13 protein-coding genes are annotated in these 16,811 nt (G+C 71.4%); 3 read left to right on the top strand and 10 right to left on the bottom strand.

Translation table 11 applies throughout. From position 1 onward, the window contains the following. Positions 1–24: 24 nt before the first annotated feature. Positions 25–3,459 carry a bifunctional glycosyltransferase/CDP-glycerol:glycerophosphate glycerophosphotransferase gene (locus BKA00_RS23580; RefSeq protein WP_185028358.1) on the top strand — a complete coding sequence of 1,145 codons (3,435 nt, stop codon included), beginning with the start codon at positions 25–27 and terminating at the stop codon, positions 3,457–3,459. A gap of 84 nt (positions 3,460–3,543) precedes the next feature. Then, on the top strand, positions 3,544–7,185 hold the full coding sequence (locus BKA00_RS40550; RefSeq protein WP_185028355.1) for a bifunctional glycosyltransferase/CDP-glycerol:glycerophosphate glycerophosphotransferase: 3,642 nt from the start codon (positions 3,544–3,546) through the stop codon (positions 7,183–7,185). An 18-nt stretch (positions 7,186–7,203) separates the two neighbouring features. On the opposite strand, the gene BKA00_RS23570 is transcribed toward BKA00_RS40550, so the two are convergent. The 7 genes from BKA00_RS23570 to BKA00_RS23540 all read right to left on the bottom strand — a co-directional run bounded on the left by BKA00_RS23570 (position 7,204) and on the right by BKA00_RS23540 (position 13,875). Beyond that, positions 7,204–7,905: a methyltransferase domain-containing protein gene (locus BKA00_RS23570; RefSeq protein WP_185028353.1), complete on the bottom strand. Its 702-nt coding sequence runs from the start codon at positions 7,903–7,905 to the stop codon at positions 7,204–7,206. 102 nt (positions 7,906–8,007) lie between these two features. Next, positions 8,008–8,811, bottom strand: coding sequence for an SRPBCC family protein (locus BKA00_RS23565; RefSeq protein WP_230298916.1), 804 nt, complete (start codon positions 8,809–8,811; stop codon positions 8,008–8,010). 219 nt (positions 8,812–9,030) lie between these two features. After that, complete coding sequence (locus BKA00_RS23560; RefSeq protein ID WP_185028351.1) at positions 9,031–9,885, bottom strand: FAD binding domain-containing protein; 855 nt, start codon at positions 9,883–9,885, stop codon at positions 9,031–9,033. Beyond that, positions 9,882–12,281, bottom strand: a complete 2,400-nt coding sequence (locus tag BKA00_RS23555; RefSeq protein ID WP_185028349.1) for a xanthine dehydrogenase family protein molybdopterin-binding subunit — start codon at positions 12,279–12,281, stop codon at positions 9,882–9,884. Before BKA00_RS23555 ends, BKA00_RS23560 begins: the two co-directional genes overlap by 4 nt. Continuing rightward, positions 12,278–12,769, bottom strand: coding sequence for a (2Fe-2S)-binding protein (locus BKA00_RS23550; RefSeq protein WP_185028347.1), 492 nt, complete (start codon positions 12,767–12,769; stop codon positions 12,278–12,280). Before BKA00_RS23550 ends, BKA00_RS23555 begins: the two co-directional genes overlap by 4 nt. A 186-nt stretch (positions 12,770–12,955) precedes the next feature. Beyond that, entirely contained in the window at positions 12,956–13,663 is a 708-nt protein-coding gene (locus BKA00_RS23545) for a peptidoglycan-binding protein (RefSeq protein ID WP_185028345.1), read from the bottom strand. After that, positions 13,660–13,875 (bottom strand): hypothetical protein, encoded by a 216-nt coding sequence (locus BKA00_RS23540; RefSeq protein ID WP_185028343.1) that lies wholly within the window; start codon positions 13,873–13,875, stop codon positions 13,660–13,662. The genes BKA00_RS23545 and BKA00_RS23540 overlap by 4 nt, the downstream gene beginning before the upstream one ends. A 771-nt stretch (positions 13,876–14,646) precedes the next feature. Between BKA00_RS23540 and BKA00_RS23535 the strand changes: the two genes are divergently transcribed. Continuing rightward, complete coding sequence (locus tag BKA00_RS23535) at positions 14,647–15,081, top strand: cysteine dioxygenase (RefSeq protein WP_185028342.1); 435 nt, start codon at positions 14,647–14,649, stop codon at positions 15,079–15,081. On the opposite strand, the gene BKA00_RS23530 is transcribed toward BKA00_RS23535, so the two are convergent. The 3 genes from BKA00_RS23530 to BKA00_RS23520 form a co-directional block, all read right to left on the bottom strand. Continuing rightward, entirely contained in the window at positions 15,032–15,457 is a 426-nt protein-coding gene (locus BKA00_RS23530) for a hypothetical protein (RefSeq protein ID WP_185028340.1), read from the bottom strand. The genes BKA00_RS23535 and BKA00_RS23530 overlap by 50 nt on opposite strands. A gap of 247 nt (positions 15,458–15,704) precedes the next feature. Next, positions 15,705–16,409, bottom strand: a complete 705-nt coding sequence (locus tag BKA00_RS23525) for a TetR/AcrR family transcriptional regulator (protein ID WP_185028338.1) — start codon at positions 16,407–16,409, stop codon at positions 15,705–15,707. Between the two features lie 113 nt (positions 16,410–16,522). Then, the gene (locus BKA00_RS23520) at positions 16,523–16,747 is read right to left on the bottom strand and encodes a hypothetical protein (RefSeq protein WP_185028336.1); all 225 of its coding nucleotides are present in this window, start codon (positions 16,745–16,747) and stop codon (positions 16,523–16,525) included. Positions 16,748–16,811 lie beyond the last annotated feature (64 nt).

Here is a 16,811-nt window from a genome sequence, read left to right as displayed (position 1 = left end):
GCTCGGGGGCGAGGAGGAGGCCCCATGTCCCCGAAGCTCAGCGTGGTCGTCCCGTTCCACAACACCGAGGAGTACCTCCAGGAATGCCTGGAATCGCTGGCGGGCCAGACGCTGGGCGACCTTGAAGTGATCATGGTGGACGACGGGTCCACCGACAACGGCGCCGTGATCGCCAAGGACATGTGCGGCCGGGACCCGCGGTTCCGGCTGCTCACGCGGGAGAACGAGGGCCCGGGGCCCGCCCGCAACGCGGGCGTGCGGCAGGCGAGGGGCGAGTACCTGGCGTTCGCCGACGCCGACGACGTCGTGGAGCGCGAGGCGTACGCGCGGCTGGTCGCGTCCCTGGAGCGGACCGGGTCGGACCTGGCGTCCGGGAACGTCCAGCGGATGGACGACGACCGGATCTGGCAGTCCCACCTGCACGACGGCGTGTTCACACAGTCCCGTTCGAAGACGCATGTGTCGTCCATGCCGATGCTCATGCGCGACCGGACGCCGTGGAACAAGGTGTACCGGCGTGCGTTCTGGACTCGGACCGGTCTGGAGTTCCCCCCGGGCTACTACGAGGACCCGCCTGTCACGGCGCGCGCGCACGCCCTGGCCCGTTCCGTGGACGTCCTGAGCGAGACGGTCTACTTCTGGCGCAGGCGTCCGGGGTCCATCACAGAGGACCGCTACGACTGGGACAACTTCAGCCAGCGCATGCGCTCCGCGCGGGTCGTGCGGGACGGTCTGGCCGACTACGCGCCGCAGCTCCTGAACGCCTACGACGAGCACGTCCTGATCCCCATCGAGCTTCGCGTCCTGTTCGAGGCCCTCCCCAGGACGCAGGACGAGAACCGCGGGGAACTCGTCGCCATGGGGGCGGCCCTGGCCCGGCAGGTGAGCGCGCGTGTCCTGAAGCGGCAGCCCGCGCTGACCCGCCTGCAGCTGCACCTGCTGTGCCGGCGGATGCTGCCGGAACTTCTGGAGGTGCTGCGCTTCGTCCAGCTGCGCCAGGCGGCGGACGCGCCGCGCGTGCGGCGCGGCCTGCGGCACCGCTGGTACGCCGAGTACCCGTTCTTCGAGGACGAGGACAGGGGCGTCCCGGCGCACGTGTACGACGTCACCGACGAGCTCAAACCGGTCGCGGCGATCGACCGGGCCACCTGGGCGGACGGCCGGCTGCGTCTGGAGGGCCACGCCTACGTCCGGCATCTGGACGCCTCCAGCGAGGACGGGTCCCGGATCCGGGTCTGGCTGGTCGCGGCCAACAAGCGGGGCCTCATGCGCGTCCCCGTCCGGAGGGTCCGCAGGCCGGACGTGACCGCGGGGTCGCGGCAGTCGAACGTCTCCTACGACTGGTCCGGCTTCGTCGCGGAGATCGACCCGTCGGCGCTGCGGATGTTCGGGCGCTGGCGGGACGTCGACTGGGTGCCGTGCGTCGAGATCGTCAACCGGGGGCTGCGGCGCCGGTCGACCTTCGCCGGCCCGCGGCTCACCGGGCGGCAGTGGCCGCGGGACCGGGAGTGCGCGCCGGGCGTGCTCGTCCAGGGCGTCACGGGCAGGAACCGGTTCGTGATCCAGGTGCGCCGCACGCCGGCGGCCGTCGTCGGCTGCCACCTGGAGGGCGGCGAGCTGTGGCTGGACGGCTGGACCCGCGTCCCGCTCGGGGACGAGCCGCGCGTCACCGCCACCCCGAGGGCGGGCCGGGCCACGGTGCTCGGGCCGGTCGAGCCGGTCGGCGCCGACGGGTTCCGGGCGCGGCTGCCGGTCGCCGGGCTGGCCCGGCGGCAGGGCGACTGGGAGATCGCCCTCACGGAGGGAATCCGCCCGTACCTGGACGAGGACCCCGCGGGGGCCGCCTTCCCCGTCCCCGGCGGCGAACTGGAGATCGCCAGGACGCGGCGCGGCACCCTGCGCATCGTGTCCCGCGGCCGCGTCCTCGCCGTCGAGGAGGTGTCGTGGTCGCCCGAGGGCGCCCTGCGCCTGGCGGGCACGTGCTCGGACCGGATCGGGCAGCCCGACTCGCTGATCCTCCGGCGGCGGCGGTCGAGCGAGGAGCACGCCGTCAGGCTGCACTGGGAGGACGACCGGTTCACCGCGGTGTTCTCGCCCGCGCGCATGCCGGTGCTCGGGCTGTCGCGCCCGCTGGTCTCCGGACGCTGGGACGCCCTCGCCGCCGTCGGGGGGCAGGAGCGCCCGGTGGTCGTCCGCCGCCACAGCCTCCGCGACCTGCCCGAGCCGTTCGAGGCCGGCCTGCACCGGATCACTGTCCGGGCCCAGAAGACCGACCAGTTGCAGTTGCGCGTCGAGACGGCCTTGGACGACGACGAGCGCGGAGCCTACGCGCAGAGCCGCATACGGTCCGGGCACTACCGGCGCCATCTCAACCTGCCCGTCCGTGAACTCGCCGTGTTCGACGCCTACAAGGGACGCCAGTACTCGTGCAACCCGCGCGGCATCTACGACGAGCTGCGGCGGCGCGAAACGGACCTGGAATGCGTGTGGGTCACTGAGAACGGCCAGTTCGGCAAGCCTTCCGGTGCCCGCACAGTCCTGGCCGGGACGCGGGAGCACTACGAGGCGCTCGCCCGCGCGCGCTACATCTTCGGCAACTGGTCGCAGCAGGACTGGTTCATCAAGCGCGAGGACCAGACCTACGTGCAGTGCTGGCACGGGACGCCGCTCAAGAAGCTCGGGTACGACGTCAAGCAGATGCCCTTCAAGCGCACCGAAGGCGTCGACTGGATGGAGTACGACGTCCCTCAGTGGGACCTCCTGCTCGCCCAGAACGCGTTCTCCGTGCCGCTGTTCCGGCGCGCGTTCGGCTACACCGGGGACGTCCTCGAAAGCGGCTACCCCCGCAACGACGTGCTGAGCAGCCCGCACCGCGACGAGATCGCCGCGGCGGTGCGGCGGCGGCTCGGCATCCCGGAGGGCAAGCGGGTCGTCCTGTACGCCCCGACCTGGCGGGACGACTTCCACCACGCGATCGGCAAGCGCGCGTTCCGCCTCGAATTCGAGATCGACAGGTTCCGGGCCGCGCTGGGCCGCGACCACGTCCTGCTCCTGCGGACCCACTACCTCGTCACCGACCGCCCGAGGCTGCGGCCGGGCGACTGCGTCATGGACGTCTCGGTCTACCCCGACATCTCGGAGCTGTTCCTCATCAGCGACGTGCTCGTCACCGACTACTCGTCGTCCATGTTCGACTTCGCCGTCACCGGCCGCCCGATGGTGTTCTTCACCTACGACCTGGAGCGCTACCGCGACCACGTGCGCGGCTTCTACTTCGACTTCGACGCCGAGGCGCCGGGCCCGCTGCTCGCCACCACCCAGGACGTCGTCGAGGCGCTGCGCGACCCCGCCGCGCTGGAGGCCGGGTTCCGGGACGCGCGCGCCGCGTTCGCCGCCCGGTACTGCCCGCAGGACGACGGCCACGCCGGCGCCCGCGTGCTCGACCGGGTCCTCCGCTGAGCCCCGTCCGGACCGGCGGCCCTTCCCGAGCCCGATGAAGCCCCGCAAGCCCACGAATCCCCGAAAGCCAGTACGGAGCCGCTCGTGTCCCCGCAGATCAGCATCGTCGTCCCCATCCGCAACACCGGCGGCCGCCTGGCGGAGTGCCTGGAGTCGATCGCCGGGCAGACGCTGCGCGACATCCAGGTGCTCATGGTGGAGGACACCCCCGACACCGGCGGAGCAGCCAAGGACTCCGCCACCGGTAGGGACTCCGCTGACGACACGGCCGTCGCCAAGGAGTTCGCGAGCCGCGACGACCGTTTCGTTCTGCTGCAACCCGCCCCCGGCACGTCGGCGGCCGACGCGGGCGTCGCACAGGCGAAAGGCCGCTACCTCGCCTTCGCCGACGGTGAGGACGCGGTGCCGCCCTACGCCTACGAACTGCTGGTCGGGACGCTGGACAACACCGGTTCGGACCTCGCGGGCGGAAACGTCATGTGCTTGGACGAGGAACAGGCGTGGCAGTCGCCGCTCCACAGCGACCCCTACGCGGAAACCGTGTTGTCCACGCACGTGACCCGCCATCCCGCCCTCCTGCAAGACAGGACGGTGTGGAACAAGGTCTACCGACGCTCGTTCTGGGACGCGTACGGCTTCGTGTTCGGAACCAGTGGAGACCTCCTCATCGCCATGCAGAGCCACCTGCTGGCCTCCGCCGTGGACGTGTTGGACGCGACCGTCTACTTCTGGCGGGACCGACCTGGAACGGCCTTGCGTACGCGCCCCGACCCCGCGGACATCACCGAACGCATGGCGACCCTCGCGAGGACGCGGGAATTCGTCCGTACGCATGCGCCGGACCTTCTGGCCGTCCACGACATGTACGCACTCGACCTGGACGTGCGCGAACTGATACTCGCTCTGCCCACGGCCACCTGGGAGGAGCGCGAACACCTGGTCGAGCTTGGCGCGGAGGTCGTCGCGGGCGCCGGGCGTCGCGCCACCGCCGGGCTGGAGGCGATAAGGCGGCTGGAGACCTACCTGCTCGGCGAGTGCATGGTGCCCGAACTGCTGGAGGTGCTGCGCTTCGAGGAGGACGGCCTGCGTGACGTGCCGCTGGTGTCGCGCGGCCGTCTCCGGCAGCGCTGGTACGCCCGCTACCCCTTCTTCGACGACGCCGACCGGGGCGTCCCGGAGGACGTGTACGACGTCACCGACGAGCTGGCGCTGTGGGCGGACGTGGACCGCGTGGAGTGGGACGTCGACACCCTCATCGTGGAGGGGCACGCCTACTTCGACCGGTTCGCCGTGGCGTCGGTGTCCGACTCCCGGATCCGCGTGTGGATGCGCGACGTGCGGACCGGCAAGGAGATCCGGCTGCCGGTGGAGCGCCGCTACGTCCCGGAGGTCACGGCGCGGTCCGGGCAGGCGAACGTCTCCCTGGACTGGTCGGGCTTCACGGTGCGGGTGGAGCCCGAGTACCTGCTGGACAACGACGAGTGGCGGACGGCCACCTACGAGCTGTTCGCGGAGGTGACGACGGCCGGGCGCAGGGCGGTGCAGCGGCTGACCGCGATGGCGCCGGCCGTCAGGTGGACGTCGCCGCGACAGGTGGACGAGCACGTGGCCGTCCAGCCGGCGGCAGGCGACGACGACGTGTTCGTCGTTCACGTCAAGCGCGCCAAGGCCGTCCTCACCAGGCTCAGCCTCGACGGAGACGTGCTGGTGCTGTCCGGCTGGACGCGGCGCGCGCTCGGTGCCGGAGCCGCGATGGTCGCGGTCCGCCGGCACGGGGGAGACGAGGTCCGCGGAGAGGTGACGCTGCGGCAGGCGGCCGCCCTGCGGATGGCGGAGGGCACCGGATTCGACTTCACGGCGAGACTGCCCCTGAAGTTCCTCGCCTCCGTGCCGAACACCACGCCGAACAGCACGCGGGGCACTTCGCCGTACGGCACGCACCTGCGCGACGTCATCGACTGGGACATCCGGCTGACGGGTGAAGGCGGCCCTCTGCGGCTCACCGTCGCGAGCAACGTCAAGCCCGCGCGTTTCGCGCTGCCGGAGACCGTGGGGCGCGGCCGGGAGTTCGCCGTCAGCCGCACCGCCTTCGGGAACCTGCGCGGGGTCGAGCGGAGCTTCCGTCCGGTCGTCACGGGCGCCGAATGGGACGCCAACGGACTGCTCACGCTGCGAGGCGACTTCGCCGACCCGGAGCACCGACCCGACCACTTCGTCCTGCGGCGGCGCCGTTCCGGCGACGAGCACCGCGTCCCCGTCACCTGGGAAGGCAGTGCCGCGGGGGAAGGCAGCGCCACATCGGAGGCAAGGCGGTTCACCGCCTCGTTCACCCCCGCGACGGTGTCGGTGTTCGGAACGGACCTGCCGCTGAGCAGCGGCACCTGGGACCTGGTGGCGCCCACGCGTTCTCGTGAAGTGGCCGTCGTCGTCGAACGTGAGGCCATCCCCAACCTGCCCGACCGGCACCGTGCGGGCACGCACGAATTCGAGCTTGGAGTCCACCAGATCGACGCGCTGATGCTGCACAGCAATGTCTCCCTGGAGGACGACGAGCGCGGCGGACACGCGCAGACCCTTCTCCAGCAGAGGGACTACTCCGTCTACCTACGGAACCCTCTGGCCGACATGGTGGTGTTCAGCAGCTACAACGGCTCCCAGTACAGCTGCAGCCCGAGGGCCGTCTATGAGGAACTCGTCCGCCGCGACGCCGATCTGGAATGTGTGTGGGTCTCCCAGGACGGCCAGTTCGCGGTGGATGGAAAGGCAACGACCGTCCTGGCGGGCAGCCGCGAGCACTACAGCGTCCTCGCGCGCGCTCGGTACGTCGTCGCCAACCACGCTATGCCGCCCTGGTTCTTCAAGCGGACAGGGCAGGTCTACCTCCAGACGTGGCACGGCACCCCGTTGAAGCGCCTCGCCTACGACCTGCAAGACATGCCGTACCAGCGCACCGAGCGGCTGGACTGGATGGAGGAGGATGTGCCGCGATGGGATCTCCTGCTGTCCTCCAGCCCGTACGCCACCCAGGTCATGCGGCGGGCCTTCCGGTACGAGGGCGAGGTCCTGGAGACGGGGTTCCCGCGCAACGACATCCTCAGCACGCCCGAGTGGGAACGCATCGGAACCCGGGTCCGAAAGCGCCTCGGGATACCGCAGGGCAAGAAAGTCGTCCTCTACGCGCCGACATGGCGGGACGACAGGCATCACGCAGAAGGCAAGCATGGTTTCTCGCTGGAGCTGGACGTGGAGACCATGCGACAAGCCCTGGGGGACGACCACGTCCTGCTCCTGCGGACCCACCACCTCATCACCGACCGGGACCGGGTCGCTGCTGTTCAGCACGCAGGGGGCGACGCAGGCCCCTTCGTCATCGACGTGTCCCGGTACCCCGACATCGCTGAGCTGTACATGGCCGCCGACGTCCTCGTCACGGATTATTCGTCCGCCATGTTCGACTACGCGATTCTGGGGCGTCCCATCGTCCTCTACACCTACGACCTGGACTGGTACCGCGACCACGTGCGCGGCTTCTACTTCGACCTGGAGGCAGAAGCGCCCGGTCCGGTCGTGCGGACGTCGGCGGATGCCGCCGAGGCGGTCAGGGCGGCGTCCGGGAGCGAACAGCGCTACGCGGACGCCTACGACCACTTCTTCGTGAAGTACTGCCCGCACGACGACGGCCAGGCAGCGTCCAGGGTGGTCGACCGCCTCTTCGGCAAGTCCTGACGCAGGGGAGCCCGCCGTTCAGCCCGGACGGCGGGCCCTCGCGAACAGCCAGACGCCAGGCCACGAGGCGACCGGCAAGCACCGCTCCAGCGAGGCGGACAGGCGCAGCGCCTCGTTGGCGAGCGGATGCAGCGGAGCCAGATCCTCGCGCCGCACCGTCCGGTTCCTGAGCAGACGCAGGAGCGGACGGTGCAGGACGCCCCTGCTCCACACGCGCTCCAGCACCAGCCCCGCGCCCTCCAGAAGTTCGGCCAGCGTGCGGCGAGAGTAGCGGCGGACACGCCCGAGAGCCACGTCCTGCGCCGACCACAGAGCCATGTCGCAGGGCACGGACACCAGCGCCGTCCCACCCGGCCGCAGCACCCGCGCGACCTCCGCGGCCGCCAGCTCGTCGTCCTCCACATGCTCGAACACGTCGAGAGCCAGCGCCAGGTCGTACTCGCACGCCGGCAGCGGCAGGTAGCGCGCGTCGCCCTCGTAGGCCTCGACACCGTAGGCGCGGGCCAGCGCGACGGCGTCCGGACTCAGGTCGATCGCGGTGGCGCTCCACCCGTGGTCGGCCAGTACACGGCAGGACGCGCCGGACGCGGCGCCGATGTCGACGGCCGTCCCGGGCACGCTGAACCGCAGCAGTTCCGCGGAAAGGATCTCGCGGCGCTCGCGGTACCACCAGTTGTCGTTCTCGATCCGCGCGATCCGCTGGAGCTCGGTGGTGTCCACCGGACAAGCCGACCGCACCCGCGGCGGCGCGTTCCACCGACGCCGCCGCGCGGGCACGGATCGTTGACGCCGGCTTGACCCCGTCCCGGCGCTGCGCGCCGGTCAGCGCTTCTTGCGGCGGCGTACGAGGAAGCGGACGGCCAGCAGGACGGCGACCAGGCCGCCGACCGCGGGGACGGCCCGCTTGGCGATCGACGGGCCCGCGAACTCCAGCAGGTCGATCGCGTCGTCCTTCTCCGGCGTCGCGGCGGCCACGCCCGTCTCCGCCTCCAGCTCCGGCTCGGCGGCCTTCTCAGGGCTCTCCGGGGTGACGGCGGGCGCGTCCGTGGGCGCCACGGCAGCGGTCGCAGGTGTGTCGGCGGTGGCCTCGGCGGGCCTCTCGGCGGGCTTCGCGGCGGGTTCTGCGGCGGGTTCCGCGGCGGGTTCCGCGGGGGCCGCCGGGGCCTCGGCGGCGGTCTGCCCGGGGCCCTCCAGCTCGGCGGCCAGCTGCTTCGCGAACCGCGAAATGATCTTTGAGCCGACCTCGGACAGGATGTTGCGGCCGAACTGCGCCGGGCGGCCCGTCACGTTCAGCTTGGTGTGGACGGTCACGCGGGTGGTGCCGTCCTCCCCGTGCAGCCTCGCCTGGACGGTCGCCGCCGCCGTCCCGGACCCGCGGGCCTCCTTGGCGGACGCCTCCATCGTGACGACGCGGGACGACTCGTCCGCAGAGACGATCCGCGCGGTGCCGCGGTAGGTGATGGTCATCGCGCCGACCTTCACCTTCATCCGGCCCGAGTACTCCTCGCCGTCGACCGAGTCGAGCGTCGCGCCCGGCATGCAGGCCGCGACGCGCTCCACGTCGAGCAGCACCGACCAGGCCTGATCCACCGGCACGGGGACGGTGAAATCGTGGTCGAGCTCCATGATCAGTGTCCTTATCGTCCGGAGACCTCGCCCCGACCCTACGGCGGCCGCCCGTCGCGTCGCCAGTGGGGCCCCGGGCACCTCGGGTACGCCTCAGGCTCCCGGTACCCCGCCCCGCAGTGATCATGCGGCACCGCGGAGCACGCGGCGGCGGGGCGCACGCGGCCGGGTGCCGGGGCGACGGTGCCCGGCCGCGTGTTCCCCCCCCCGAGCGGGCCGTCAGCCCGCGGCGGCCGCCAGCGCGCGCGCCGTCAGCACCGTCGCCAGGTGGGCCCGGTACTCCGACGATCCGTGCAGGTCCGTGGGCGGCTCCGTGCCGGCCGCGGCCTGCGCGGCGGCCGTCCGGAAGGCGTCCTGCGACGCCGGCCCCCCTCTGACGGCGGTCTCCACCGCGCTCGCCCTGACAGGTGCCGGGCCCATGTTCGTCAGCGCGACCCGGGCCTCCTCGATGCCGTCACCGTTGCGGTGCACGGCGCACGCGACCGCGACGATCGCCCATGCCTGCGCGGTCCGGTGGAACTTCTCGTAGTGGACGCCCCAGCCCGCACCCAGCTTCGGCACGCGCACGCCCACGAGCAGTTCGTCCGGCTCCATCGCCGACGTCATCCAGTCGACGAAGAACTCCGACGCGGGGATCTCCCTCTCGCCGCGCGAGGACCGGACGAGGAGAACCGCGTCCAGCGCGAGCGCGACGGCGGGCAGGTCGCCCGCCGGGTCCGCGTGGGCGAGCGACCCGCCGAAGGTGCCGCGGTGCCGGACCGCCGGGTCGGCGACGGTCTCCGTCGCCTGCACGATCAGCGGGACGTGCTCGCGCACCAGCGGATCGCGGATCACCTGGTGGTGCGTCGCCATGGCGCCGATGAACAGCGAGTCGCCCTCGTCGCGGATCTCCCGGAGCGCGCCGAGCCGGTCCAGGTCGATCAGCGCGTCGGGGTAGGCGAGCCGCAGCCGCAGCAGCGGCATCAGGCTCTGCCCTCCCGCCAGCACCTTGGCGTCCTCGCCCCCGTCGGCCAGCGCCTGGACGGCGTCGTCCACCGAGGCGGGACGGACGTAGTCGAACGTCGCGGGGATCACTGGTCACCTCCGGCCGAGCCGAGTCCGCCGCCCGCGCCCGGTTCCGCGGCCGCCGGCTTCTCCTCCGCGCGCATCGCGCGCCACACGCGTTCGGGTGTGCACGGCATCCGCACGTCGTGCACCCCGTAGGGGCGCAGCGCGTCCACGATCGCGTTGACGACCGCCGGGGTCGAGGCGATCGTCCCCGCCTCGCCGACGCCCTTCACGCCCATCGGGTTGGACGTCGCGGGCGTCTCGGTGCGGTCGGTCGTGAACGTCGGCAGGTCCGCGGCCGACGGAACCAGGTAGTCGGCCATCGTGGTCGTCGTCAGGTTGCCGTCCGCGTCGTACACGGCCTCTTCGTAGAGGGCCTGGGCGATGCCCTGCGCCAGCCCGCCGTGGACCTGCCCCTCCACGATGAGCGGATTCACGACCTTTCCTACGTCGTCCACCGCCACGTACTTGCGGAGCTTCACCATCCCGGTCTCGGTGTCGACCTCGGCTGCGCACAGGTGCGTGCCGTGCGGGAAGGAGAAGTTCTCCGGGTCGAACGTGGCGTCGGAGTCCAGCGAGGGTTCGATGCCGTCCGGCAGGTCGTGCGCGGCGAACGCGGCCAGCGCGACCTCCTGGATCGTCTTGCCCTCCTCCTGGACGCCGCGGACGCTGAACCGCCCACCGGAGAACTCCAGGTCCTGCTCGGACGCCTCCAGCAGATGCGCGGCGACCTTGCGGGCCTTGTCCACCACCTTCTCGCAGGCGGAGAACAGCGCGACACCTCCCACGGTCAGGGAACGGGACCCGTAGGTGTCCATCCCCTTGGGCGAGATGGCGGTGTCGCCGTGCAGGACCTTCACGTCCTCGAAAGGCACGCCGAGCCGGTCGGCGGTGATCTGCGCCCACGCCGTCGCGTGGCCCTGCCCATGCGGGGACGAACCTGTGACCACCTCGACCTTGCCGGACGGCAGAACCCGCACCGACGCGTGCTCCCAGCCACCGGCGCCATACGACAGCGACCCGAGGACCCGGGACGGGGCGAGACCGCACATCTCCGTGAATGTGGACACCCCGATGCCCAGCTGCACAGGATCGCGCCGTTCCCGCCTGTCCGCCTGTTCCGCACGGAGCTTGTCGTACTCGAACAGCTCCAGCGCCTTGTCGGTCGCCGCCTCGTAGTTGCCGGTGTCGTACGTGAGGCCCGCGATCGTCTCGTACGGGAACTCCTCATGCGCGATCCAGTTGCGGCGCCGTACCTCGATGGGGTCGATGCCCAGTTCGTGGGCCAGTTCGTCCATCATCCGCTCGATGGCGAAGGTGGCCTCTGGGCGGCCCGCACCCCGGTAGGCGTCCGTGGGCGTCTTGGTGGTGAAGACCCCCGTGCAGGTGAACGACAGTGCGTCCATCTTGTAGATGCCGTTGAACATGAAGGCGCCCAGCAGCGGGATGCCGGGGGTGACCAGCATCAGGTACGCGCCCATGTCGGCCAGCAGCTCGACCTTCAGACCGCGGATCCGGCCGTCGCGCTCGGCGGCGAGCGTGAGCCGCTGGATCTGGTCGCGGCCGTGGTGGACGGTCATGTTGCCCTCGCTGCGGGTCTCCGTCCACTTGACCGGACGGCCCAGCCTGCGGGCGAGCAGCAGCGCGAGGACCTCCTCCCCGTACACCTGGAGCTTGGAGCCGAAGCCGCCGCCGACGTCCGGCGCGACGACCCGGATCCGGTGCTCGGGGATCTCTGTGACCGTGGCCAGCATCAACCGCAGGATGTGCGGGATCTGGGTGGCCGAGTACAGCGTGAACTCGTCGCCCTCGGGGACGCACAGCACCGACCGCGGCTCCATGGCCGTCGGGATGAGCCTCTGCTGGACGAAGCGGCGCTCCAGCACGACCGGCGCGTCCCGCATCGCGGCGTCGAGATCCCCGTTCTCGAACACCCACGTGTAGGACTTGTTCGTGCCGAGGTCCTCGTGCACCAGATCGGCGCCGTCGGCTATGGCCGCCTCCATGTCCACGACGGCGGACAGCGGCTCGTAGTCGACGTCTATCTCCTCCAGGGCGTCGATGGCCGCGGCCTTGTCACGGGCTACGACGCATGCGACGGGCTCACCGACGTAGCGGACCTCGTCCACCGCCATGGGCGGATGGGCCGGATGCTTCATGTCCTCGGTCACGACCCACGCGCAGGGCAGCGAACCCTGTTCCGCTGCGAAGTCCTGGCCGCTGAACACGGCGACGACTCCGGGACGTTCCTTCGCAGGCGCCGTGGCGACCCCGGTGATCCGGGCGTGGGCGAACGGGCTGCGCAGGAACGCCACGTGCAGCGTCCCCGCCGGGGTCATGTTGTCGGTCCACCGCGTCCGGCCCGTGATGAGCCGCGCGTCCTCCGACCGCTTGCGCGGGGTGCCGACCTCCTGCACGGTCACGGCGTCACCTCCTGCCGGCCGGGCTCGCGCATATCGCTCGCCGCCCGCCGCACGGCCTTGACGATGTTCTGGTAACCGGTGCACCTGCACAGGTTCCCTTCGAGCCCCTCCCGCACCTCGTCCTCGGACGGGTCGGGGTTGTCCCTCAGCAGGTCGAGCGACGCCATGATCATGCCGGGCGTGCAGTAACCGCACTGCAGCGCGTGCTCCTCGTGGAAGGCGCGCTGCATCGGGTGCGTCCCGCCGTCGACGCCGAGCCCCTCGACTGTCGTCACGTCATGGCCGTCCGCCTGGACGGCGAGCACGGAGCAGCTCTTCACGCTCATCCCGTCCATCAGGACGGTGCAGGCTCCGCAGTTGCTGGTGTCGCACCCGACCGGGGTCCCGACCTTTCCCAGCCGTTCGCGCAGATATTGGACGAGAAGGAGGCGCGGCTCGACGTCGTCTTCGTACGTCGCTCCGTCGACCTCCACACGGATACGTGGCATGCGGGTTCTCCCAGGGACGTCTCGGGGTGGACAGCAAGAGAGACGCCCCTGGGAGGAGCGCGCTGATCCGGCCACGTCATCGGGGCCACCTCCGTGGAAGGCGACCCTACGAACCTATGCCGGGGTTGAATGCCGTACTAGTCCCCGGCGTCGCTTATTTACCGACGTCTGGGGGACTGATGGCCGCTAGTGCACGCGGAGCAGAACCGGCCAGGTCTTCGGCCCGACGATCCCGTCGTCGTCGACGCCGCCCCACCGCTGCACGGCCTTCACGGCCTTCTCGGTCGCGTCGTCGAACTTGCCGGTCATGCCCACCTCGGGGTGACTGCGCGCCAGCAGCAGCCCCTGAAGGGTCTCCACGTGTTCCCCGGAGTCGCCCTTGTTCAGCTCCGGCAGCTTCTTCACCATGTCCTCCGTCCAGTTGCCCCCGCCGTAGGCGGGCCGTCCGTAACCAGCGATGACACTGGAGTCCCTTACGCGGCGCCTCACCGAGTCGCTCGTGTTGCCCTCGATCGTCTGCAACCGCCCGCCGCCGAGGACCTTCTCGACGACGCCGACATGGTCGATCGCGCCGACGCTATTGGTCGCGCCCCAGTCGAAGAACACGATGTCGCCGGGCTTGGCCTGGTTGACACTCGCGGCCGTCCCGCTGTGCCAGCGCCCGGCCTTCTGGAAGTCCTGCGCGTGCCACACGGTGTAGGCGCGGTCCCCGCCGGGCAGGACGGCGCTCGCGTTGTCGCTGTGGCGCGCCCAGTAGGTGACGGCCATGTCGCACCAGGACGCCTTGAGGAACTCGCTTCCGTGCCTGGAGGCGTACTCCCGGGTGATGGTGTTCGGGCGGCCCGCCATGCCGAGCGACCTGCGAGCCTCGGCGATCATTCCCGCGGCGCTCATGCCGGGCCCTCCGGTCCGGTCTCCGCCTGCTCGGCCCCGTCCTGAAGGGTTCGGTCCTGCCCGCGGAAGATCCCGTCGGCGTCGGGTTCGCCGTACAGCTCCCGGAGGATCTGCTCCTCGTCGGGTTCGGTGGCCCGGTGGACGTCCGGATTAACGTCCACCTCGTCCATGTGGGTCGCTTCGGCGGTGTCTGTTTCTTTCTGGGGGGTCACGTTGTTCTCCGCAGCGTCGGAGTGTCCGATCGGTCGGAGCCTCCTCCGTTCCGTGAGCGGCTCCGGGCCGACCGTAATGGGAACAACCCAACTTTCTCCGGATTTTGGGCGAAAACACGCGTTCGCTGGATTTCCGCCGTTCACCAGCGAAGACGGCCGATCAGCCGGAGCGCGCCTTCCGCGACCGGTCCCCTCCGGAAGAGCCGGCGACGACCGGGAGCGCTCCACCCCGGAAGGGCGAAGGCGCGGACCGGCGCAGGCGGTCGATCCGCAGCGCTGCCCTCGCGCCGCCGATCACGCCGAGCGGACGCGGCGCACGACGGGCGATGGCGTTCTGAGCAGGAGATATTCGCCGTTTCCGGGGTACGGGCCGCCTATGTTCTTCTTTTTCTCTTCCCGCCTGGGTTGTCTGGGGTCGTTCCTCGTGACCCTGGTGCTCACGTGGGTCGTCTACATCTTCCTCAGCCGCTGAGCCCGCACCGCGGGACGAGGCCCGCCGAGTCTGCCGAGAGGCGGGGTTCGCCGAGGGCCGCGGGGACCTCCGCCGAGCGGATTCCGGTCGACTCTGGGTGATCAGCTTGACAAGGTTCGGTTACCGAGTGTCTCCTTGTGTGCGTGACGAAGCGCGCGCAGACTGACAGCCCCGTGGCCCTGAGCCTCGTGGCCAGCGCGCTGTGTCCTTCGTGTTGTCGCTGATCTCCGTTCCGGGTGATCGTCGCTCCCGCTGACGGTCCCCTTTTCCAGCCGGCACATCTGCACGAAGGACTTCCCATGGACCTTTCCGTGGTTCCCGATCTCACCATGCGCGGCCAGGACGATCCGCACGGCCGCGACACCGCCGTCCGTCCCGCGACCGTCGGGCAGCTCGCCGCCCGCGTCCGCGACCTCGCCGGATGCCCCGGCGAGTGGTGGCGGCTCCTCGGGTTCGACCCCGCGGGGCCGGTGCACGTCCCGCTGGACGGCCAGACCTGGCTGACCACCTGGCCGCCCGGCCCCGGCGGGACGATCCACGCCCAGGTCAGCACCCTGATCGCGGGCGAGCTGGCGGAGGTGACGATCACCGCGCGCGGCGTCACCGAGCGTCCACTCCGGGCCAACCGGGTCCGCGTGCACGGCGGGGCGCACGCGCTGACTAATCCGGGCCCGGCGTTCGCGGTCAGCCTGCACGCCGGCGCAGGACGTCCTTGGGGCCTCCCGTCCACGTGACCACGAGCTTGCCGGAGCGCAGGGCGGCCCGTCCGTCGAGCCGGTCGCGGGAGCCGTTCGCACAGCTCAGCTTGATCCGCCCCTTCGCGTCCACGGTGCCGGTGCAGAAGCCCGGCGAGTTGAGCGCGGCGGCGCCCCGGTAGAGGAAGAGCGCCACGCGCCGCGAACCGGACCCCGCCGTCCAGGTGCCGTCCAGCTGCGACTTCTTCTCCGCACCGGGCCGTACCCCGTTCAGGACCGGCGGGGTCGGACGCGCCGTCGGCGCGGACGGCGAGGGCCGCGCGGACTCGGGCTCGCCCGAACCGCCGCAGCCGGCCAGCGAGGCGGCGAGCAGCGCGGTGAGGGGCATGCACAGCGTGGCCACGGCCGGCCGCATGGGTCCTCCAGGGAATGAGAGCGCGCGGCGGGCCCCGGGGGATTAGGCCCGCCGCGCGTGCACGGGTCCGCGCGGGGCGGCCCGGACCGCCCGGACGCCCCACGCAAGATCACACCAATAGAAACCCGTGCGTTTTTCACGTCAAGGGAGTCGGGGACCTCCGGCCGCATCCGGTCAGCGGGCGGGCCGGGAGGGGCATGGCCGGCTCCGGGGCGCCGGGCTCCCGTACCGTGCAGGTAATGCCAGGTCAGCCGGGGTCGTCGGCCAGGTAAGGGGAGGCGGCCTCGCGGCCGACGAGGGGGAGCAGCGCGAAATAGGTCAGGGAGGGCAGCAGCGACGGCAGCTCCTCCGCCTCGCCCGTCTCCATCTGGACGTGGATCGCGCTGTAGATGCCGCCCACGAGCGCGTCCACCACCGGGACCGGAACGGGCGCCAGGGACGGGTCGGTGAAGAAGGCGCGGAACCGGGCGAGGTTGTCGATGCGCGCCTGCCTGACCTGCGGGCCCGCCGCGTTCACCTCCACCAGCGACGCCCGCGCGAACCGCGGCTCCCGGGCGAGGGCGGCGAGGAGCGCGCGCAGCCCCGCGTGGATGCCGTCCGGCCAGGACGGCGCGGCCTCGTAGGCCTCCGTCATGCGGCGGAGCAGGATGTCCATGCCGCGCTGGTAGGCGGCGAGGAAGCAGTCGTCCAGGTCGGAGAAGTGCGCGTAGAACGTCTTCTTCGTGACGCCCGCGCCCTCGGTGACCCCGCTGATCGTCGTGTGCGCGAAGCCCCGCTCCGAGACGACGTGGACGAACGCGTCGATCAGCCGCTCCCGCTGGATCCCGGCGACGGTCTCGGGGGAGAGCCCGTGGCGGCCCGGCTTGATGGCGCGGCCCGGGTCCAGCGCGGACCGGGAGCCGGGCAGCGCGTCGGCGCACCCCGTCTCCGGTGTCCCGGCCTTCCCCGCCATCGGCCCTCGATCCGTCACCTGCCGTCGAGGTCACATTACTTGGCGTTCCCCGCGCGGGGGGAAGCCCCGGGCCGTGCGGCGCGGGTCACAGCCGTCCGGCGGCGTCCAGCGCGTCAGCGCAGGTGGCGGCGCCGCGAGCGGGTCAGCACCCGGACGGTCCCGACGAGCCCCAGCCCGATCAGCACGATCGGGACCATCGCCGCCACGGGCAGGACGTCCCCGTCCGTCAGGCCGTCCGCGAGGAACACCCCGGCCAGGGCGAGGAAGAACAGCCCCGTCACGGGCCCCGCCGGATCGAACCGGAACCGCTTCCCGCCCGCCGCCTTCTTACCGGCCATCTCCCTGCCCGCCCTCATTCGCTGTGGTCCGTCTCGCTGGAACCCGTTCCACGGGCCTGCCCGC

Source organism: Actinomadura coerulea, from assembly GCF_014208105.1.
In the GTDB taxonomy this organism is placed as follows: domain Bacteria; phylum Actinomycetota; class Actinomycetes; order Streptosporangiales; family Streptosporangiaceae; genus Spirillospora; species Spirillospora coerulea.
The sequence above is the reverse complement of the archived record's forward strand: the minus strand, read 5'-3'. Positions and strand labels throughout refer to the sequence as shown.